Source organism: Metabacillus bambusae (assembly GCF_017497975.1).
Lineage (GTDB): Bacteria > Bacillota > Bacilli > Bacillales > Bacillaceae > Metabacillus > Metabacillus bambusae.
Genome location: NZ_JAGDEL010000004.1, coordinates 133635 through 154762 on the forward strand (window position 1 = coordinate 133635; position 21128 = coordinate 154762).

General features: G+C 35.3%; 18 protein-coding genes and 1 riboswitch. Of the genes, 5 read left to right on the plus strand and 13 right to left on the minus strand.

Annotation, left to right across the window (positions count from 1 at the left end):
• Window positions 1-101: 101 nt before the first annotated feature.
• From I7822_RS07400 to I7822_RS07425, 6 genes are all read right to left on the minus strand, one after another.
• A complete protein-coding gene (locus I7822_RS07400) occupies window positions 102-821 on the minus strand; it encodes a TerC family protein (protein WP_207976536.1) in 720 nt (239 codons plus the stop codon).
• Window positions 822-908: 87 nt separating this feature from the next.
• Window positions 909-1004, minus strand: a riboswitch (yybP-ykoY riboswitch).
• Between the two features lie 12 nt (window positions 1005-1016).
• The gene (locus I7822_RS07405; RefSeq protein ID WP_207976537.1) at window positions 1017-2309 is read right to left on the minus strand and encodes a CitMHS family transporter; all 1293 of its coding nucleotides are present in this window, start codon (window positions 2307-2309) and stop codon (window positions 1017-1019) included.
• A 76-nt stretch (window positions 2310-2385) separates the two neighbouring features.
• Window positions 2386-3687 (minus strand): four-carbon acid sugar kinase family protein, encoded by a 1302-nt coding sequence (locus tag I7822_RS07410; RefSeq protein WP_207976539.1) that lies wholly within the window; start codon window positions 3685-3687, stop codon window positions 2386-2388.
• 31 nt (window positions 3688-3718) lie between these two features.
• Complete coding sequence (locus I7822_RS07415; protein ID WP_207976541.1) at window positions 3719-4375, minus strand: aspartate/glutamate racemase family protein; 657 nt, start codon at window positions 4373-4375, stop codon at window positions 3719-3721.
• Window positions 4376-4404: 29 nt separating this feature from the next.
• The gene (locus tag I7822_RS07420; RefSeq protein ID WP_207976543.1) at window positions 4405-5049 is read right to left on the minus strand and encodes a class II aldolase/adducin family protein; all 645 of its coding nucleotides are present in this window, start codon (window positions 5047-5049) and stop codon (window positions 4405-4407) included.
• 285 nt (window positions 5050-5334) lie between these two features.
• Entirely contained in the window at window positions 5335-6414 is a 1080-nt protein-coding gene (locus tag I7822_RS07425; RefSeq protein ID WP_207976545.1) for an isocitrate/isopropylmalate dehydrogenase family protein, read from the minus strand.
• Between the two features lie 165 nt (window positions 6415-6579).
• Between I7822_RS07425 and I7822_RS07430 the strand changes: the two genes are divergently transcribed.
• The 3 genes from I7822_RS07430 to I7822_RS07440 all read left to right on the plus strand — a co-directional run bounded on the left by I7822_RS07430 (window position 6580) and on the right by I7822_RS07440 (window position 9469).
• A complete protein-coding gene (locus I7822_RS07430; protein ID WP_207976547.1) occupies window positions 6580-7446 on the plus strand; it encodes a LysR family transcriptional regulator in 867 nt (288 codons plus the stop codon).
• A gap of 152 nt (window positions 7447-7598) precedes the next feature.
• Window positions 7599-8216, plus strand: coding sequence for an RraA family protein (locus I7822_RS07435; protein ID WP_207976549.1), 618 nt, complete (start codon window positions 7599-7601; stop codon window positions 8214-8216).
• Between the two features lie 65 nt (window positions 8217-8281).
• Window positions 8282-9469: an MFS transporter gene (locus I7822_RS07440; RefSeq protein ID WP_207976551.1), complete on the plus strand. Its 1188-nt coding sequence runs from the start codon at window positions 8282-8284 to the stop codon at window positions 9467-9469.
• 44 nt (window positions 9470-9513) lie between these two features.
• On the opposite strand, the gene I7822_RS07445 is transcribed toward I7822_RS07440, so the two are convergent.
• Complete coding sequence (locus I7822_RS07445) at window positions 9514-10302, minus strand: class I SAM-dependent methyltransferase (RefSeq protein WP_207976553.1); 789 nt, start codon at window positions 10300-10302, stop codon at window positions 9514-9516.
• A gap of 210 nt (window positions 10303-10512) precedes the next feature.
• Between I7822_RS07445 and I7822_RS07450 the strand changes: the two genes are divergently transcribed.
• Together I7822_RS07450 and I7822_RS07455 are read left to right on the plus strand one after the other, a co-directional pair.
• Window positions 10513-11343 carry a DUF6282 family protein gene (locus I7822_RS07450; protein ID WP_207976555.1) on the plus strand — a complete coding sequence of 277 codons (831 nt, stop codon included), beginning with the start codon at window positions 10513-10515 and terminating at the stop codon, window positions 11341-11343.
• 142 nt (window positions 11344-11485) lie between these two features.
• Window positions 11486-13231 carry a methyl-accepting chemotaxis protein gene (locus I7822_RS07455; RefSeq protein ID WP_207976557.1) on the plus strand — a complete coding sequence of 582 codons (1746 nt, stop codon included), beginning with the start codon at window positions 11486-11488 and terminating at the stop codon, window positions 13229-13231.
• 383 nt (window positions 13232-13614) lie between these two features.
• Here I7822_RS07455 and I7822_RS07460 read toward each other — a convergent pair whose 3' ends face one another.
• The 6 genes from I7822_RS07460 to acnA all read right to left on the minus strand — a co-directional run bounded on the left by I7822_RS07460 (window position 13615) and on the right by acnA (window position 20937).
• On the minus strand, window positions 13615-14376 hold the full coding sequence (locus tag I7822_RS07460; RefSeq protein WP_307847703.1) for an SDR family NAD(P)-dependent oxidoreductase: 762 nt from the start codon (window positions 14374-14376) through the stop codon (window positions 13615-13617).
• 84 nt (window positions 14377-14460) lie between these two features.
• Entirely contained in the window at window positions 14461-15132 is a 672-nt protein-coding gene (locus I7822_RS07465) for an aspartate/glutamate racemase family protein (protein WP_243459343.1), read from the minus strand.
• Between the two features lie 102 nt (window positions 15133-15234).
• Window positions 15235-16257: a LacI family DNA-binding transcriptional regulator gene (locus I7822_RS07470; protein ID WP_207976561.1), complete on the minus strand. Its 1023-nt coding sequence runs from the start codon at window positions 16255-16257 to the stop codon at window positions 15235-15237.
• A gap of 67 nt (window positions 16258-16324) precedes the next feature.
• The gene (gene hisD, locus I7822_RS07475) at window positions 16325-17602 is read right to left on the minus strand and encodes a histidinol dehydrogenase (protein WP_207976563.1); all 1278 of its coding nucleotides are present in this window, start codon (window positions 17600-17602) and stop codon (window positions 16325-16327) included.
• 207 nt (window positions 17603-17809) lie between these two features.
• Window positions 17810-18055 (minus strand): HPr family phosphocarrier protein, encoded by a 246-nt coding sequence (locus I7822_RS07480; protein WP_207976565.1) that lies wholly within the window; start codon window positions 18053-18055, stop codon window positions 17810-17812.
• Window positions 18056-18207: 152 nt separating this feature from the next.
• Window positions 18208-20937, minus strand: a complete 2730-nt coding sequence (gene acnA / locus I7822_RS07485) for an aconitate hydratase AcnA (protein ID WP_207976567.1) — start codon at window positions 20935-20937, stop codon at window positions 18208-18210.
• Window positions 20938-21128 lie beyond the last annotated feature (191 nt).

Below are 21128 nucleotides of genomic sequence, written 5' to 3' on the forward strand. Positions count from 1 at the left end.
TATACCTTCTTTATTACTTAGAATTCTATAAGATAAAACTGTATTTTATTATTTATACAATATTCTTTTTTATGTCTCCATTCTAATTAAGAAATTTTTTACTAGTTAGATCCAACTTTCTTTAATTCCTCTCCTTCAATGTTAGTACTATCTTCCTCATCTTTATTTACTAACTCTTTATTCCTCTTAAGCTTACCAGCAATAATAACTCCTGCTATAATGGCTATTTCAAATCCATACTTAATTAAATGGTTTGGGAAAAATCCTTTTAAAAAAGGTTCACCCACTATCATTTTTGACGCTGTCCAAGCTAAAATTCCTGAACCAATAGTAATAATGACCGGAAATCGTTCAATCCATTTTAAAATTAAAGTACTTCCCCACATTACAACTGGTACAGATATTAGTAGTCCTATAATTACTAGAATAATATTTCCATGAGCAGCACCTGCTACAGCTAATACATTATCTAACCCCATTAATGCATCTGCAATAATTACTGTTCTAATAGCTGCCCAAAAATTTTCTCCTGCTTTAATATCATCATGTCCTTCTTCTTCAACCAGTAACTTATATGCTATGATGACTAAGAGGAGACCCCCAACTAAATGTATTCCTGGTATATTCAAAAGCCATACTACTGCAAGAGTGGCAATTGTACGAATAATAATGGCTCCAATAGATCCCCATAGAATTACTTTCTTCTGTTGATGTACAGGTAAATTCCTTGCCGCAAGTCCTATTAGTATGGCATTATCTCCTGCAAGGACTAAATCAATAGCAAGAATCATAAGAAGTGATGTTAAAAACTCCATTTCCATCCTTATTCCTCCCTGTTTTTAAACACTCAGTTTTCTATTTGCAGAAATAAAGAGACCTTTGCCTGTTAGTTAGGCAAAGGTCTCGCTAAGCATAATGTTATACCAACAAAGCCGATGGAATCATCCATGTAATGACGACTTTGTTTCAGGATATACCTGACGCTACTCCCCTTTACGAGAGGTTCTATTAATTATTTACAGTGCCATTGCACCTGTGGCAATTGCAACTATTATCATCACAACTGAACCGAGTAATATCCACGGTAGTGTATAGCGTTGTAATTTTCCTAAGTCTGATCTTATTAATTCAATTAACACCCATAATGGAGCTGATGTTGGCCCTATTAGGTGAATAGTCTGACCAATAACAGATGCTCTAGCTACATCTATTGGTTCAATTCCATACTGAGCACCTGCCTCAGCAAGAACTGGTAGTGCTCCGAAGAAGAATGCATCATTTGACATTAAGAAACTTAAAGGAAGACCAATTAAAGCAACTATAATTGTATAATAATCACCAAATGCTGAAGGGATAAAGGAAACTAAGTCCCCAGCCATATGATCTACCATTTTTGTTCCTTGTAAAATTCCTGTAAAGATACCTGCCCCTAATACTAATGAAACTACTGGAATTGCATTTGGTGCATGTTCTTTTATAACTTTCTTCTGCAGTTCAACATTTGGATAGTTAACAACTAACGCAATAGCAAATCCAATGATAAATAATAGGTAAAGTTCTACTACATCAAGAATAAGAACAAACATTATCGCTAGAGTTAAGAACAAATTAAACCATAGCTTCCATGTATTTGCTTTCTGTTCTACTTCTACCGTAGCAGCAAGCTCATTTTGGTATTGCTGAATAACTTCTACGCCCAGTCTTTTTCTTTCACGAAGCCCCAGCATATAAGCAATAATAAGTGTTGCAACAGCTCCACCTACCATAACCGGCAGCATAGGAATGAAGTATTCGTTTGCATTCAGACCTAATACACTGATTGCTCTGGTAGCTGATCCACCCCAAGGTGTACTACCAGCAATAATACCTAATGCCATAATAGATACAGTTGCTAAAATCAGTGGATTCATTCCCAAACGTCTGTAAACAGGTAGCATCGCTGAACAGATAATCATGTACGTAGTAGTACCATCACCATCAAGAGCAACAAGTAATGCAAGAACCGCAGTCCCCATCGCAATTTTTACAGGGTCTCCCTTTGCTACTCTCAAAATGGCATTACTAACAGGATCAAATAAGCCTGCATCCATCATTATACCGAAGTATAAAATAGCGAATAATAAAAGTACCGCTGTATCAGAAGTGAGTAAAACACCTTCCATCATCATTTCGCCAAGTTGAGGTCCAAAACCACCAATTAAAGCAAATACAATAGGTACAAAAATAATTGCTGTGAATGCGATTAATCGCTTTGTCATTACTAAATATGTGAAAACGGCAATTGTCAAAAATCCTAGAATTGATAACAATTTTATACCTCCTATCCCTAGTTGAATTCGCTTTCAAATATTCCTGAACTAAAACTGTCTATTAGGACAGATCTAGTTAGTTCACATTTTCTCGCGTTTTTAGATTTTTTAAATTATGGATTGCTTTAGAAAGGAAATCCTCTTTACCAAAGCTACCTGACTTGAGGACGATAAACATATCCCGTCCAATCGCCATACCAGAAGGTACCCCTGTTTCAATTTCTTCCAAAACATAGTTTCCTTTAATACCAAGCTTTCTGCTGACTGTACCTGAAGTATCTCCACCCGCTACTACTAATCTTTTCAAGTCTAAACCCGTTACAATTTGCTCCGTTATCTCAGCTAAAGCAGCAGATACCATCTTACTAATAACAAGTGGATCAATCTTCTGATTAGAGCCCATTTCTTTCGTTTCCTGCACTGTTTTTGAATCATTATCAGCAAGAACTAAAACATCTTTCCCTTGCTTTAAGATACTTTTAGCTTCTTCTGCAACAAAGTTAATTTCTTTCACTCGTAATTCTGGGTCAAAGACTTTTCTCGAATCAAATATTAAGGAAGGAACCCCATTTGAGATTAAATAAGCTGTTTGAGCTCTTGTTTGAGGAGTTAAACTACCTGATACAACTAGTACTCCTTGATTATCAATAACATCTATAGAATGTATAGGGTTTTCTACAGGCTCTATATCCAAATATTTTGGTAATTCTTCTGCAATTGCTGAACTTCCGCCTAATACTTTTACACCCTTTACAGCTTCTGCTATCACAGACAGATCTTCCTGTGTTTCAGCATCCACGATGCAATAGTTATATTCTTTTTTTATCTCTTCTATTTTATTTCTTAAGGAATACACTCCACTTCTGACAACTGATAGGTCAACAGAAGTTACTTTTCTTGATGTTTGCTTCGATAATATAGATACAAGATTCGATTCTGTCATTGGGTGAACTGGATCATTAGCAAACTCTGAGTCTTCAAGAAGTTTACCGTGCACAGTATGAATTGCATCTACCGTTTTCCTTCCGTTTTTAGGAAACGCAAGAACAATGACACAGAATTCTTCGTTTAATGCGTCAAGCATTGCATCAAACTCTTCCCCAATGTTACCTCTAAAAACAGAACAAGTTTTATTAAAATAGATTGAGCAGTTCATTTCTTCTAATACTTTTGTAGCTTTATACACCCTGTTGTAACTGACACTTGGTGGATCCAGCCTGCTGTCAGTATCAATAATGACAACATCTGAATCTTTATTTAATTTCAAGTCATCTTCAAACGTTACGACCTTAGTGGTATATTGATTTTTCCTAAACATAATTCCTATGTCATTTGCACCTGTAGTATCGTCTGCAACAACGCCAATTAGGTTAATCAAGATTCCTCACTCTTTTCTATTGCATAGTTTCTTAGTGTTGAAGTTTGGATAATAAAGACTTAATCGCCGTCTCCCCGCTGGATAATATATGGACCGAGAGCTCTCCTGCAGAATCTAGTGCTCTAACCATTGACAACTGAGCAATTACTATAACATCACAAACTTCAGCCAGTTCATGAATTTTTTGTTGTATTAACATATCGTGTTTCGGACTGTTACCATTCTTCAATGCTACTGAGGCCTCAATTATTGTTTCTGTAAATATTTCAACTTCCTTATGTTGTTTTTCAGCAACTTCCTTTATTAAGTTAGTTGTCGTAGGGCCGGCAGCAGCAACAGTAGCGATTACACCTATCTTTTCACCAATGGAGACTGCTTTTTCTAACATAGCCATATCAACACTTACAACCGGAAAATCAAACAAATGTTCTATCAGTGGGACAAATGGTGTAAAAGAAGAGCATGAAAGAGCTACACCATCAACTCCTGCTTCCTCCGCTATTTCAATAAGTTTTATTATCCTACGAACTAACTTCCCTGTAACTCTACCCTCTTTATTAACTTCATCAAGGAGCTCTTTATCTATAAAGCTTAAGTAATTAACATTAGGAGCAAATTTATGAACTGCATTTTCCATTGGAAGAACACTGTTTGGAGTTGCGTGAATTAGTCCAATCATTTTTTTCATTCAAAGCCACTCCTTAATTTTAGAAGTTTTCACCCTAATTTCTTCCTTGGTTTATAACGGGAATCTTCAAGGAAACTTGTTACAACTTGATCAGGAATATGGTTTAATTTAACGCCGCTTTCTTTAGCCTTTAAAATCATTCGGCAAGCCATTTCTAGCGTTTCTAACCTCATAATTGCTTCTGACATAGAGTCATCGTAAACCACAACACCATGGTTCTTCAGCATAATAATATTTGCTTTTGTTGCTTGTTCAGTAACTGCGTCCCCGAGCTCTTGTGTACCTGGGTGAAAATAATCGACGTAAGCGATATTTTCTAAGTAATACATCGTCTCAACAAAAAGCTCTGAATAAATCTGTTCATTGCTACAAGCAAAAAGAGTTGTATAAAAAGGAGATGAATGTAAAACAGCCTTTACATCTTTTCTCATGCGATAAATTCCAGTATGCATTGGCGTTTCCTTTGATGCCTTACGTGTTCCTTCATATTTACCTGTCTCAATCTCACAAGTAACAAAATCATCTTCTTTTAAGTCAGCCATGTAGGTTCCGGAGGCTGTGATGAGCATGTGATTATCATCCGATTTAGCACTAATGTTTCCTGATGTACCCCAAGCAAGTTGATTTGTTTTTAAGTATTTTCCTGCTTCAATGAGTTCTTTTTTCACATTCATAAAAAACTCCCTTTTCTTTTATAGATCCAAGTTCAATCCCTATAAAGTGAGACTTCCATCAGTGGGGGTTTTCTTCATCCCCCACTAATGGTTAGCGAAACTTATCACGCTTAGTACGCCACTTCCTGTGGCTTGCGCCTGACTTGGACGTCCTGTCCTTCGTCGGATCTTTACGGGCAGTTATCCCCCACTTATCTTCTTTGTTTCTCTCGAATCTTGAAGTGGGAATCTTACTGCCCGTTGAAAATGGGATACATTTAATTGATTTGAACTTGGATCTATTTATTAATTTAATACTGCACTCTTAATTCGATCGACAATAGCTTCTGCGAATTCCGTTGTTGATGCACTTCCACCTAAATCACCAGTTTTCACACCATCTTCTAGAGTTCTGTTGATACCGTTTTCAACAAGCTTACCTAGTTCTGTTAGTTTTTGGTCATTGTGTCTCTCGCTTAACCAATCCATTAACATGACTGTTGATAACATAATACCAATTGGGTTGGCAATATTTTTACCAGCAATATCAGGAGCAGATCCATGGGCAGCTTGTGCCATTGCTTGGTTTTCATTCGTATTGATAGATGGAGCTAATCCTAAGCTTCCAACCAACTCACCAGCTAAATCTGATAAGATATCTCCAAACATATTTTCTGTCACGATTACATCAAAGTCTCGGGCACGACGAACTAAGTGAGCTGTCATTGCATCGATATGATAATCATCAACCGTAACTTCTGGATATTGTTGTGCTACTTCTAGACATACATTTTTGAAAAGTCCAGTTCCGAGTTTTATTACATTTGCTTTGTGAACAATTGTTACTTTTTTGCGACGTTGCATTGCCATTTTGAAGGCTGCATGTGCAATTCTTTCTACAGCTTTTCGTGTAAATACTCCTGTAGAAACAACAACATCTTCAGTAATCTGCCACTCACCTGTACCCACGTACATATTGCGGTCCGTATAGAAACCTTCAGTGTTCTCACGATAGATGACTAAATCTGCTTCTCCAACAACACTCTTTGTACCTGGCATTGTTTTAGCAGGACGAACATTTGCATAAAGGTCTAATGTATGACGAAGCTCACCACTTGGGTTACGTTTTGCTTTATGTTCTTCTGGATAAGCGGCAGAATCATGTGGTCCCATAATCCACCCATCACAATGTTGAAGAGCTTCTTTTGTTACTTGTGGAGTAGGATCATTGTACTTATCAATTGCTTCCCAACCCATTGGTAAATCTGTCCAATCAAAGTTAACATCTAATTTTTCAGCAGCAGCTTTGAAAACACTTACTGTAGCGCTTACAATTTCAGGACCGATTCCGTCCCCTGATAATACACCTAGCTTATAACTTTTCATTTATAAACATCCTTTCTTAACTAGTAATGGAATAATAAAGACCACTTGAGTTCAATTTGAGATGGAATTGAACTATGCTTATAATGTATTATAATTTTAGGAATTAATAAAATATTGATTTTTGATGTAATACCATTAAATTTTTCTATCGAAAGGAAATTAACCATGGAAAAGAAGGACTGGATAATCCTCCAAACAGTACAAGAAGAAAAGAATATTACTAAAGCAGCTGATCGTCTTTTTATGTCACAACCTACTCTTACATACCGACTACAGCAAATTGAAAAAGAATATGATATTAAACTTCTCTATAGAGGAAGAAGAGGTGTTGAATTTACCCAACAAGGAGAATTCCTCGTAAAATATGCTGATAAAATGTTAACGCAATTAAGAGACATGGAAGAGGAACTTTGGAATTTAGGTGATAATGTCAGAGGAACACTTAGACTTAGTGTTGCCAGAGCCATTGCTCTTTATCAGTTACCAAAAATTTTAAGATTATTTAGTGAGCAGCATCCTAAGGTAGATTTCAATATAAATACAGGGCTAAATTTAGATCTAATTCAATCAATCTATAAACAGGATTCACATATTGGAATCGTAAGAGGTAATCATCATTGGCCATATGAAAAAAAAATCATTACAGAGGAAAATATCTGTGTCATATCTAACAAAGAAATCGATATAAAAGATCTACCTACAATGAGAAGGATTTGCTACAACACTGATCCAGCATTGAATATGGTGATAGACAATTGGTGGAAAGACAACTTTTCCACTCCCCCATTAGTTACAATGAATGTAGATAATATGGAAATAGCCAAAAGGATGGCTTCAAATGACTTAGGCTATTCCATTGTCCCAAGTATTATTCTTGAAGATCACGACAAACTATTTAGAATTAACCTAACTAATGATAAAGGCGAGTATATTAAATGGACTACATGGATCCTGTATCGTAAGGAATTTCTATCTCTTTCTATGGTTAAGGAATTTGTTGATTTTATCACAAATTATTTTGATGAGCCTTAATCGAACGTCTCTTTCCTTCCCTGCCTATTTATATCATCCTTAAGGTATAGAAAAATCCTATGGTATTCCATAGGATTAACTTATTTTATACACATCAATAGATAGCAGTATAATAAAGTTAGTACTTAATATTCTTATAGGGGGAAAAAACTATGGAAAATTTATTCTCATCATTTCAAAACATACCAACTACATGTATATCTGATGTGTTCGAAGGTCTTAATAATCTAGACCCATCTATTAAACCTTTAAAAGAAGATTATAAATTTGCAGGAAGAGCTTTAACTGTAAAAATGCCTGTCGGTGACAATCTTGTTGTATTAAAAGCAATAAGAGAAGCAAAGCCAGGTGATGTCATCGTTATTGATGCTAAAGGAGATCAATACCGAGCAATTGCTGGTGATTTTGTTGTAGGTATGGCACAGACCCTCGGTGTAAGCGCTATAGTTGTTGATGGCGTAATTAGAGATATTGTTGGAATTAAAAACTTAAACTTCCCGGTATTCTGTAAGGGCACAGCTGTTGCTGCAAGCGGAAAAGCCGGTGTTGGTGAAATCAATGTACCAATTTCATGTGGTGGAACAGCCATTCAGCCTGGGGACATCATTGTAGGTGATGCAGATGGAGTGGTAGTAATTCCACAATCAATTGGACAAGAAGTATTAGAAAAATCACGCGATAAACTTAAAAAAGATGAGCTAAGAGAGCAGACGGTATCAGGTAATGTAGAGGAAATCAAGAAATACCTAGATCATATGCTATCTAAGTAAAATTTCGTAGGAAGGGGATTTGTCCCTTCCTTTTCTTATTCCAAAAAAATTTAGAGGTGGCCTTTATGGTATTACGCAGTGTATTACTTATTATTCTAGGTTTTCAGGTGGCTCTTAATCTTACAAGACCTATTATTACGTTATATGCCTCTGATATGGGAGCAACTACATTTGAAATTGGAATTCTTACTGCGGCATTCGCATTCTTCCCTTTAATATTTGCTATACAGGCCGGGAGGATAGCAGACAAAATAGGGGACCGTTTACCTGTTTTATTTGGACTAATCGGTCTAGCGATAGGGATGTTTTTCCCTTATGTATTTCATTCAATTTGGGCTCTATATGTTAGTCAATTTATTGTAGGAGTTTCAAATGTATTTATTGCTGTTTCCCTACAGAATGTCCTGGGAAATGTTTCAAATAACGAAAATCGCGATCAGTACTTTAGTATGTTTGGCATGGCTGTCGCTTCTGGCCAATTAATTGGTCCTATTTTGGGAGGTTATATATCTGAGCATTATAGCTATTCAAGTGCTTTTCTAACTGCATTATTTATCAGTTTAGCACCTATCCTATTATTTAATAGAATACCAGTTATTTTAAAGAAAAGTGTTACTAAAAAAGAAAGTTTGAAATCATCTATAGGCTTATTAAAGGAGCCTGCTTTAAAGAAAGCATTAATTTCAAGTGCACTCGTGTTATATTCCAAAGATATCTTTATTGCCTACTTTCCATTATTCGCAAAACAACATGGTATATCTAACACAACAATAGGTTGGATTATCGCCTTGCAAGGTTTATCCATGATCATTGTTCGTTTTATTTTACCAGCAGTATCTAAATTATGGGGAAGAGAAAGAGTATTATGGATTTCAATTATTACTGCTGGAGTCTCGTTTCTTTTAATTCCAATTTCTTCTAAAGTTTTCATCTTATGCATTTTAAGCTGCTTAATGGGATTTGGCCTAGGTTGTGGGCAGCCAATTTCAATGTCTACAACTTATAACGCTTCACCAAAAAATAGAACTGGTGAAGTCCTCGGTTTACGCCTATCGTCAAACCGTTTGTCACAATTAATAGCACCTTTATTCTTTGGAATAATCGGAACTTGGCTTGGAGTCATTTCGGTTTTCATTGTAAGTGGAATGTTCTTAATTGGAGGATCATTTTTTGTAAAAATTAGAAAGAAGGGAAAACAAGTTGAAGGAGAAGGTATGATAATAGAAAAAAAAGAAGTAAAAAATGGTTACTAGTAATAGCAACCATTTTTTATTTGAGTATATCTTCATTTCCAAAATTATTCCTTTTTAAAAAGTACCATCCATTCATCAATTGTAATGGACTTAATATCTTTATCCATTGCAACTACCCCACAGTAGTCTTGCATTTTCTTTTCCCCCTGTAAAATGTGTTTTTCCACCATTTGTACTTGTTCTTCAGATTCTGTAGTACGTCTCACCCACACAGGAAAATCAAAGACCTTCTTTTTAATACGAGACTTTTCTATTTGTAGCCCAGCATCCTCTGCCCATCCTTCCCACTCTTCAATCTGGTAGCAACGAACATGACTATCATCTCTAAGCTTTTCAAGTTTATTAATAAAGTGATCGAGTTTTTCATCTTTTGGGACGATATTGTCAATCAATAACAGTTTTCCGCCTTTTTTAAGTACTCTTACCGACTCTTCTAGGAACATTCTTGGATTAGGAAAATGATGTGCCGCAATTCTGCAGGTTACGATATCAAATGTTTCATCAAGAAAAGGTAATTTTTCAGCATCGGCTTCTATATATGAGACATTTACACTTTTCTCAGAAATGTTTTTTCTAGCTTCTGCCAGCATTTTTGTTGTCAAATCGGTTGTGCAAACATGATACACATAAGGAGCTAATTTTTTTGTTACATGTCCGCCACCAGTTGCAACATCTAATACCCACCAATTAGTGTCCGGTTTCAACCAATCTATCATAAGAGAAAGGTCATCCCCTTTAGCATGGGTCTCGCTTGTTACGTATTTTTCGGCATTCTTTCCGAACTGACCCTTGACTCTTTCCTTAATTTCCCTATTAGTCTTTTCATTCCCCATTTCTTCTCCCCCTTATTGGTTAAATGTATCTCTAAGCTTATCTATATTGTTATTTAACTGTAAAATGCTATTTCCATCCAATACAAAAAATCTATCTATTTCAATTAAATATTTCTATTTATATTTATCATGATTGATTCTTTTTTGGCCATTCTACAGTGGTAAACTTATATTAGGTAAATACCTATTTTATTTGAAAGGAAGATACATATGATCGATTTAAACGGTGTGATCGACTTACACATTCATTCAGCTCCTGACATTAGAGTTCGATCTCATAATGATCTTGAACTTGCTGAACAAGCAACCAAAGTTGGGGCAAAAGCAATTGTCATCAAATCTCATCATACACCTACCATGGATAGAGCTTGGATTGTAAATCAGGTTTATCCGGAAACAAATGTATTTGGAAGCATTACACTTAACCATACAGTTGGGGGATTTAACCCTTATGCAGTTGATTACGCTTTAGAACTAGGGGCAAAAATTGTTTGGCTTCCTACTATTCATGCAAAAAACCATCGACAAAAGGAAGGGAAAAGTGGGGGATTAGAGCCTGTTCAGCATAACAAGATTGTACCCGGCCTAGTTGATATCTTTAAAATAATAGCTGAAAAGAAAGCGATTCTTGCCACAGGACACTTATCACCCAAAGAAATATTTTTTGTAGTCGATGAAGCAAAAAAACAAGGTGTGGAAAAAATTGTTGTAACTCACCCAGAGTTTCACATCGTAGGATTGACACTAGCAGACCAAAAAAGACTTCTAGATGATTTTAATGTTTACTTTGAACGCACGTATGCTCAGCCAATTGGGGGTGGGAAATATCAATCAAATCTATCCGTGAACTTAAAGGCGATTGAAGAATTAGGCTATCATTCTACAATTGTATCAACAGATGGGGGACAAATTGAAAACCCAAAATGGAACAAAGCTTTATCTACCTATATTCAATTCCTTTTTGACAATGATGTACCCACAAAAGCAATTGATACAATGACTAAGCATACCCCTGCAAAATTATTAGGACTAGATAGTTAATAAAAAATCATTTGTTATATTCATTTTTTCTATTGAAAACAATCAATATTTACTATACCTAAATAATAACGTTCCCTATTTAATATGTACCTTCTACCCCCGATATAACAAATGTAAGAAATACTTCTTTAGGGGTGTAATTATGCAGAAGAAAATGCAAAATAGTATATCTGGTAAACTAATGATCATTATTATTGTTATCGTTGCTTTTACAGGAATAACAGTTGGGGGTACAGGTTATTTCCTGGCGAAAAAACAATTAACAGAGGCGGGGAAAAGCCAATTAAAACAAATTGTTGAAGGTTCTCTCGTTCTATTGGATGAATTAAATACTCAGGTCAAAAACAAAGAATTAACCCTCGATGAGGCAAAAGAAAAAGCACGTCAGCAATTACTAGGACCCAAGTTGGTTAACAATGAAGGGTATGATTTCACACAGTCTTCTTTTTCGTATAAGAATGAAGGCTATCTTGTAGCATATGGATCTGACTACTCTGCTCAGCTACATCCAACGAATCCTGTTGGTCAAATATCCGATGATACGACAGATCGTGAAAAAATGGTTCAAGCTGCACAATCTCCTCAGTCTGAAAACCATTATTATATTTTTTCAGATGAAGATGAAGAGACAGGAAAGTACAAAAATAAAATAGCTTATATGGAAAATTATGAACCTTGGGGTTGGAATGTAGGTATCATTGTTTTTGAAGATGAATTTTATTCCGAACTTCATATTGTACGAAACTATATGATTTTGATTACTGTATCAATAGCATTTCTAAGTATTTTATTATTTTATTTTGCTAGCAAGAAAAAATTACGACTCTTAAGAGAAGTTACCTCTGCATCAATTAATGTATCAAACGGTAATATTGTAAGCGCTAAATTACCTGAAGCAAAAGATGAGATCGGACAATTAGGCTTTGCGTATAATCAAATGTCAGATCAGCTTAGACAACTTATTAACGGTTTACAAAATACTAGCAATCATCTACTTGAATCTGCAAATGATTTATCAGCTGTTTCCGAAGAAACTTTAGCGACAAGTGAAGAAATTGGAATGACTATATCCGAAATCTCTTCTGGAGCTCTTGCGCAATCAACTGATCTAGCCGAAATTGATAAAAGTGTTTCATTACTCAATCAATCTCTAGAACGAATGAATGATCACAATAACTCAATTAAAGAAATGACAAATAATTCAGAAGCTGCAACACATCATGGTAAGCATATCATCATGAAACTAAAAGAATCGAATTCTATCGCTTTTAATGCTTCGACCGATGCAAGTATAGGGGTTGCAAATCTATCAAAAAAAGTAAAAGATATCTCTCGCATTACAGATACAATTGAAAGTATTGCTTCTGAAACGAACTTACTGGCACTCAATGCAAGTATTGAAGCAGCTAGAGCCGGTGAGAACGGAAAAGGGTTTGCTGTTGTTGCTAATGAAGTCCGGAAATTAGCCGAACAATCTAATCAAGCAACAAAACAAATTCAACAAATGATTACAGCAATAGAAACTGAAACGGATAAAACGGTATTGTTAATGACAGATACAATTGACCGTTCACAGGATCTAAAAGACTCCGTTATTGAGACTGAGAATGAATTTTTACAAATTTCTTCAGCAATTTCCCAGACAAAACAAGCAGTCGAATCACTTAGTAAAGAACTTGAAATATTGACCAATCAAAACAAGAGCATTACCACTGCAATCAATAATGCTTCAAGTGTTGCCGAACAATCTGCATCGTCAGTAGAAGCAATTACAACCTCTATAGATGAACAAATAATAGCAATTTCAAATATTTCAACATCTGCCGAAAATCTATGTGATCTTAGTCAGAAATTGACGAGTATGATTAAAAAATATCATTTAAAGTGAGTGATTCTATACTAAGAGAATATAATGAATGGAAATTTTCCAGGACACAGATACTAAAGGTTATTAGTGAGCAATAAGATTCTATCATTAAACTATCTTGAATTTTAAAAAGAGGCTGACACCTCCCAACATTACTAATATATAGTAGCCTGTAACGTTTAAAGTGCTGTATATTGTGTTGGAGGGGTCTGACCCTTTGGTTTTGAGTCACCCTCTTTTCACATAAATAAAAGACAATTGTTAAATTCCATCAAAAAAGGGCTGATAATGCATCAGCCCTTTAGTTGCTTATTTACTTAGTTATCTCAACAGGAAGTTTGTCTTTATAAATACATCAAGCATTGCAATCAAACTTCCTCTTCATCTTTTTTTTAGCTTGATTATTACCAAACAGTCCATCCACCATCAACAAACAATGTTTGACCAGTGACCATATTAGATGATGAGGAACTTAGAAAAACTAATGCTCCGAAAAGGTCTTCTGGTTTTGCAAGCCTCCCTATAGGGATCCGATTCAGAACATCCATTTTGAAGTCAGTATCTTTAAACATTTCCTTCGTCATTGGTGTCTCTATGAATGTTGGTGCAATTGAATTAACATTAATTCCAAACTTTGCCCATTCAATAGCTAATGCACGTGTTTGTTGCATTAAGCCACCTTTACTGGAACAATAAGCACTTCTATTAAAATAACCAACTATTGCCATTTGAGAAGACATATTAATAATTTTCCCATAATTATTTTCTTTCATATATTTACTAACTGCCTTATTACAGAAAAATACACTTTTAAGATTGAGGTCAAGCACCTGATCCCAATCTTCTTCTGTTACTTCTTCTGCTGGCTTTGCAATATTAACCCCAGCATTATTAACTAGGATATCTATTCTACCAAAATGATTATATATACCTTCAACAATAGAAGGTAGTTGGTCAACTTTTGTCATATCACATGGGACAGCTAAGGCTTTAAATCCTGAATTGTTAAGTTCGTTCGCAAAGGATTCTAGCTTTTCTTCATTTCTTGCAATAAGAGCTACACTCGCACCATAACTTGCCAATAATCTTGAGATCTCCTGACCAATTCCCTGACTTGCTCCTGTGATAATTGCTACTCTCCCTGTAAGGTCAAACATATTTTTCACATCCAATTAGATCTCCCTACCTTCATATATTTATTATTTTCTAGACTAGGAGAACTGACCTCTTTACCAATAAATTATTACATTTTATTTAGTTTGTTTTAGTAGATTTAAAATGGCCTTAACACTTGTTTCTGGACTAGTTAAAATGGGTACTTTTCTTTCTTTTAAACTGTCTAACACTCTTGCTATTGAAAATTGTGCAAGTAGGATTACTTCATTATCATCCGATAAATTGGCAATTTCTTTTTTTATTATTGCATCATGTTTGTTAATGTCACCATTTTGGAGCGCTTGAAAAGCCTCTGAAACAACAGTTGTTTGAATAGATATTTCTTTGTTAGCTTCTTCTGCATACCTTTTCAGAAGCTTTGTTGTTGTTGGTCCTGCAGCCTCAACAGTTGCAATTACACCTATTTTTTGTGCCATATTAACGGCTTGCTCTAACATACTTTGATCAGAACTCATAACAGGAATATCAAAAAGTTCACCTATTTTAGCTATATAAGGAGAAAATGATGAACAAGTAAACAAAATAGCATCGACCTTGCTCTCTTCAGCTCGAGCAGCTAAATTAGATAACCTCATAATCATTTTTGACGTAATAATACCAGTTTCATTTAATTCATCAAGCAAACCTTCATCCATAAAATTCAGTAGCTTTACTTCAGGTGCGTGCGTTTTAAACTCAGATATTATCGGTTGTACCGAATTCATTGTTGCATGTATAAGGCCAATACGGTATGATAATTTTTCCAAATCAACACCACTTTCCATAGATTCATTCTTCAACAATACATTTAGTATTTAAAGCCTACCAAATGGTCGTAACATTTAATAATTAATATTTAATTGAAAAAGTTAAAAATAGTTCGAGCTATTATTTCTATTTAATACGGTGTTCCGCTCAATTAGTTCACCTTTTAACGTTTTAACCTGTGGTGCGTCAATACCTTCATTAATCTGATTTAATAAAATCTCAATCGTATTTTTTACCATTTCAACTATTGGTTGCTTCCAAGTAGTTAAGGAGTAATTCACCCACTGTGACATCTTAACATCATCAAAACCAATAATGGAGATATCGTCTGGAATTAGTAACCCTTTGCCACGAGCTGCATCAATTGCCCCAAAAGCTGTAATATCATTCCCACAGAAAATCGCATCAATGTCGTTGTATTGATCTAATAACCGAAATGTTGCTTGAAAACCACCATCGTAGGAATAATTCCCAAGCTCGAAGTAATAGTCTACAATTCCAATTTCATGAAACGCTTTTTCAAAACCGTTTTTACGATCAATTGTTGTAGATGTATCTAGTGGTCCAGAAATAAAGGCGACCTTTCTGTGTCCTTTATTTAATAAGTACCTACCAATTTGATATCCTGCAGAATAGTTATCACAAAAAACAGCATTATAGTTTTCACCTTGAATATAACGATTAAAAAGTACAACTTTAATATCATTTTGGACAAATCTCTCTGCAGCATTTGACGATAAAAGTGCATCTGTAATAATTACACCCTCAACACTGTATTCTATTAATTGACGTATTTCCTTTTCTTGAATTTGATTATTAATCGAGCTTATAAAAATAATATGATAACCTTTTTCAGAAAGTTGTTCATATAATTTTTCAAGAACTTCTGGATAAAATGGATTCTGAACTTCTCTCATGACAATGCCAATCATCTTCGTTTTTCTCGTTGTTAAGCCTCTTGCTAACGCATTTGGCTGGTAACCTAATTGTTTAGCAGCTGCCAATACTCGCTCTCTTTTACTCTCTTTAACATTCATTCCAGAACTAAACACTCTAGAGACCGTAGGCTGTGAAACACCTGCTAATTTTGCGACATCTAATGCTGTAACCTTTTTTTTATCCATATAACATTCCTCCTGCTTTCTAAGCAGAAATCTTAAAGATTAATATTAAGTAAAAGAAAACATAGACTTACTTTTTCCCGTATCTACGAACACGAAGCAATGCTTGCTCTGCATGACCAGCAAAATTTTCTAATTGACAAAGTCTTGCAGCATATTTTCCAACATAAGCACTTGCCTCTGGTGATACTTTTTGGTAAGTACAAGTTTTTAAGAACTTTCCTACCCAAAGACCACCTGTATAGCGCGCTGCACCCTTTGTTGGAAGAGTGTGATTTGTCCCAATTACTTTGTCTCCATATGCTACGTTTGTTTCTGGTCCAAGAAATAGACACCCATAATTTGTCATATTTTCTAAGAAGTAATCTGGATCTTCCGTTAAAATTTCAACATGTTCATAAGCTAATTTATCTGCCTCTATTAAGGCTTCTTCTCTTGATTCTACAAGAACAATTTTCCCGTAGTCATTCCAAGAAACACGAGCAATATCCGCAGTTGGTAGTACTTCAAGTTGACGTTCTATTTCAGCAACTGTTTCTTCTGCTAATTTTTCAGATGTTGTAATTAGCGCTCCTGGTGAAGTTGGTCCATGTTCACCTTGACCTAATAGGTCTGTTGCGATCATTTCAGCATCAGCAGTTTCATCAGCAACTACTAATGTTTCAGTAGGTCCCGCAAAAAGGTCAATCCCAACACGGCCATATAATTGTCTTTTTGCTTCTGCAACAAATGCATTACCGGGTCCAACAATCATATCAACAGCTTTAATCGTTTCAGTTCCGATTGCCATACCTCCCATTGCTTGAACTCCACCAAGAATATAAATTTCATCTGCTCCTGCAAGATGCATCGCCGCAACAGTAGCTGTAGGAATTTCTCCATTAATAGGAGGTGTACATGCAATAACACGTTTAACGCCAGCAACCTTTGCCGTTAGAACACTCATATGAGCTGATGCAACCATTGGATATCGCCCACCTGGAATATAACAACCTACACTGTTAATAGGAATATTTTTATGACCTAAAATAACACCAGGTATCGTTTCTACTTCTATATCAAGCATTGATTTACGTTGTTCTTCTGCAAATCTACGAACCTGAGTTTGCGCAAACTTAATATCGTCAATTGTTTGTTCCGGTACACCACTTACAATTTCTTCGATTTGTTCTTTGGTTAATCTAAAATCTTCTGGAGACCATTTATCAAATTGCTTTGAAAAATCTCTTAACGCTGCATCTCCTTCATTTTCAATTCTTTTAAGAATGGAACTTACAATTTCAGAAACCTTTGCATCATTTTGAGCAATTTCCTCTATACTTTTTCCTTGCTTTAAAATCTTTGCCATAAAAACATCTCCTTTATTTAAATTTTGAATACGTATTCAAATAACGATAAAAAAAATTAAAATCCGCATTCAATTGTTGTAGAACAATGATTATTTTTTTAGGGTCAACTAAAATTTATTATCTTTTAATATTAGATTGTAATGATCTTGTTCATGAAAAAATTTGTTAATTCCCTCAAAGAAGAGCTGATTATACATCAGCCCAATTTACTTATTTATCTCAACAGGAAGTTTGTTCTTCGTAAAAACTTCAAGCATTGCTTTTTTAGCATCCTCTTCATCTTTCCCATGAATCTCTAACTTAAAAGATTTAGAGGAAAAAATACTAAAAGATAACCCCAACATACTTTTAGCATCTATAACTTTATCATCTGTGATCATAACAATACTTGATTCAAACTTGCTAGCTACTTGATTAATCTCTACTACTGCTTGTGCTATTGTTCGATTCATACCAACACCCCTTTATCTTCTATATTATTAAATATACCGATTCTGTCTTTGCATTAAAAATAGTAATTTTCTATAGAATTCCATCGAATTTTTTATGAGTAAGCAATGTTCTTAAATCAAATATTACCTTCATGCATAACAAATCTATCCTTTTATTTACAATCGTTTTTTGAGTTGACCATTTGGCGTAAAACCGATTGCATAATTCCACCATTACGGTAATACTCAATTTCCACAACATTATCGAGACGTAGCTTAACATCAAATTCAAATGAGCTTGTATCAGGTCTGATGGCTTTTATTTTTATATGTTGGGCTGGCTTGATTGAATTATTTAAACCAATTGTTTCAAATGACTCATCTCCAGCAATTCCTAGGGATTGCACATTTTCGCCATCCAAAAATTGCAAAGGAAGAATCCCCATCCCTACAAGATTACTTCGATGTATTCGTTCAAAACTTTCAGCTAAAACAGCTTTCACTCCAAGTAAATACGGACCTTTTGCAGCCCAATCCCGCGAACTACCAGTACCATATTCTTTCCCAGCAAGAATAAATAAAGAAGTATGATCTTCACGATATTTTATTGATGCGTCATACATGGATAAGATTTCTCCTGTAGGAAAATACTTTGTGATTCCTCCTTCATACCCAGGCACAAGTTGATTTCGGATTCTTAAATTGGCAAGAGCACCTCTAACCATTACCTCATGGTTTCCTCGACGAGATGGATACGAATTGAAATCCTTTATTTCTACTCCTTTTTGTTGTAAATATAAACCAGAAACACTATCAGACTTAATTGCTCCTGAAGGAGAAAGATGATCTGTTGTAACTGAATCGCCAAGTATCGCTAGAGTGCGTGCTCCTTTAATATGAACAATATCACTAGGTTGTTCCTTCATTTCTTTTAAGAAAGGAGGCTCTTGTATATAAGTTGATTCTTCATCCCAGTCGTAAAGATCTCCTTCAGATACCTGTATGGAATTCCATTCTTTATTGGCATTATATACATCTTGATATCTCTTTTTAAATAACTCAGGACTAATCGCATTTCCTAACCACATCTGGATTTCTTGTGAAGATGGCCAAAGTTCTCTTAAATACACTGGTTTATTCATGGAGTCAAATCCTATTGGTTCTGTATGAAAATCAATATCAACAGTACCAGCAATCGCATAAGCAATCACAAGTGGCGGAGATGCTAAATAATTTGCTTTTATTTGCGGATGTATACGACCTTCAAAATTTCGATTTCCCGACAATACTCCCGCCACAACTAAATCGTTGTCAACAATCGCATCATTTACTTCCTGTGGCAGTGGACCTGAATTCCCTATACAAGTTGCACAGCCATATCCGGCAATGTGGAATCCGAGTTGCTCTAAATAGTTTAATAGTCCTGATTCCTTTAAATAATCAGTAACAACGAGAGATCCCGGGGTAAGCGAAGTCTTAACATAGGATTGTTTATTTAACCCTCTCTCTACTGCTTTTTTCGCAACAAGTCCTGCAGCAATCAACACATTAGGATTAGAAGTGTTGGTACAACTTGTAATGGCAGCTAGCACGACAGAGCCATTCTTTATTGTAGATTTCGTCCCATTTTGATGATTTACTATTGTCGTTTTAGACAGATCTTCCTCAGTTAAATCGAATCCACCTTCACTTATGGATGAACGAATGATTTTATTATATTCCTCTTTCATTTTGGTTAGCTCAACGTTATCTTGTGGTCGTTTTGGTCCTGCAAGGCAAGGATTTATTAAAGACAAATCAAGTTCAATTATGTCTGAATAAATAGGTTCAGGACTTTCATCTGTCATAAACATGCCTTGTGTTTTGTAATAATGTTCAATTAGTAATATTTGATCCTTACTACGTCCTATTACCTTTAGATAATCTAAAGTTTCTTGATCAACAGGAAATAGACCCATTGTTGCACCGTACTCAGGAGCCATATTAGCTAGTGTTGCTCTATCCGCAACACTCATCCCCTTTATTCCTGGCCCAAAAAATTCAATGAATTTTCCAACGACCCCTTTTTTTCTTAACAGGCTTGTAACTGTTAAGGCTAAATCTGTTGCAGTTGTTCCTTCTGGAAGTTGACCGACAAATTTAAATCCAACTACTTCAGGAGTCACAAAATAGACTGGCTGTCCTAACATTGCAGCCTCCGCTTCTATTCCTCCCACACCCCAAGCAACAATTCCAAGTCCGTTTACCATCGTTGTATGAGAATCTGTTCCAACAAGAGAGTCAGGATAAATGATTGTGTTTCCATCCTCTTCTTTTAAAAATGCAACAGAGCTTAAAAGTTCCATATTAATTTGATGCATAATCCCGGTTGCTGGAGGGATTACATTAAAATTGCTAAACGACTTCTGAGCCCAACGCAGAAAACGGAACCTCTCCAAATTTCTTTCAAAGTTTAATTTTTCATTAAGCTTCATAGCATCAGGTGTACCAAAGTGATCAACTGTTAATGAATGGTCTACCACAAGATCTACAGGAATCAATGGATTAATATCCGAAACCTCTCCTCCAATACGTTTCATCGATTCTCTCATAGCAGCTAAATCTACTAATGTTGGTATTCCTGTCGTATCATGTAGAAGAATTCTTGCTGGTTTAAAAGGTACTTCTTGATTAGGATCATGATCAGATCCCCAGTTAGCTAGTTTTTTAACATGCTCCAATGTGACACTAACTCCATCATAGTTACGTAGAGCAGCCTCTAGAAGAACCTTTATTGAATAGGGCAGTTTTGACAAATTGCCAATCCCGCTTTCCTCTAAAGAGGATAAAGCAAAATACTGATACACTTTGTTACTTATTTTCATATGTTTCTTTGATTTATGGATCATTTCTACTTCGTTCATATTCTCGTCTCAACCCCTTATTTCTCTAACTACCTTCATTTTATTTAATAAATGGCTTTAGGAATAATATCAATTTTTCATACTTATATATGAAACTTTTTTATATTTGCACTGAAACTCAGCTTCAAAAAAACTTATAATAGATACATGAGTAACGTTTAGTAGTTTAACCCTATTTGAATATTGGAGGC

Bases quoted from the DNA above. Each gene is read 5' to 3' on its own strand.
- I7822_RS07400 (WP_207976536.1), bottom strand. From the start codon at position 821: ATGGAAATGGAGTTTTTAACATCACTTCTTATGATTCTTGCTATTGAT.
- I7822_RS07415 (WP_207976541.1), bottom strand. From the start codon at position 4,375: ATGAAAAAAATGATTGGACTAATTCACGCAACTCCAAACAGTGTTCTT.
- I7822_RS07420 (WP_207976543.1), bottom strand. From the start codon at position 5,049: ATGAATGTGAAAAAAGAACTCATTGAAGCAGGAAAATACTTAAAAACA.
- I7822_RS07425 (WP_207976545.1), bottom strand. From the start codon at position 6,414: ATGAAAAGTTATAAGCTAGGTGTATTATCAGGGGACGGAATCGGTCCT.
- I7822_RS07430 (WP_207976547.1), top strand. From the start codon at position 6,580: ATGGAAAAGAAGGACTGGATAATCCTCCAAACAGTACAAGAAGAAAAG.
- I7822_RS07435 (WP_207976549.1), top strand. From the start codon at position 7,599: ATGGAAAATTTATTCTCATCATTTCAAAACATACCAACTACATGTATA.
- I7822_RS07440 (WP_207976551.1), top strand. From the start codon at position 8,282: ATGGTATTACGCAGTGTATTACTTATTATTCTAGGTTTTCAGGTGGCT.
- I7822_RS07445 (WP_207976553.1), bottom strand. From the start codon at position 10,302: ATGGGGAATGAAAAGACTAATAGGGAAATTAAGGAAAGAGTCAAGGGT.
- I7822_RS07450 (WP_207976555.1), top strand. From the start codon at position 10,513: ATGATCGATTTAAACGGTGTGATCGACTTACACATTCATTCAGCTCCT.
- I7822_RS07455 (WP_207976557.1), top strand. From the start codon at position 11,486: ATGCAGAAGAAAATGCAAAATAGTATATCTGGTAAACTAATGATCATT.
- I7822_RS07470 (WP_207976561.1), bottom strand. From the start codon at position 16,257: ATGGATAAAAAAAAGGTTACAGCATTAGATGTCGCAAAATTAGCAGGT.
- hisD (WP_207976563.1), bottom strand. From the start codon at position 17,602: ATGGCAAAGATTTTAAAGCAAGGAAAAAGTATAGAGGAAATTGCTCAA.
- I7822_RS07480 (WP_207976565.1), bottom strand. From the start codon at position 18,055: ATGAATCGAACAATAGCACAAGCAGTAGTAGAGATTAATCAAGTAGCT.
- acnA (WP_207976567.1), bottom strand. From the start codon at position 20,937: ATGAACGAAGTAGAAATGATCCATAAATCAAAGAAACATATGAAAATA.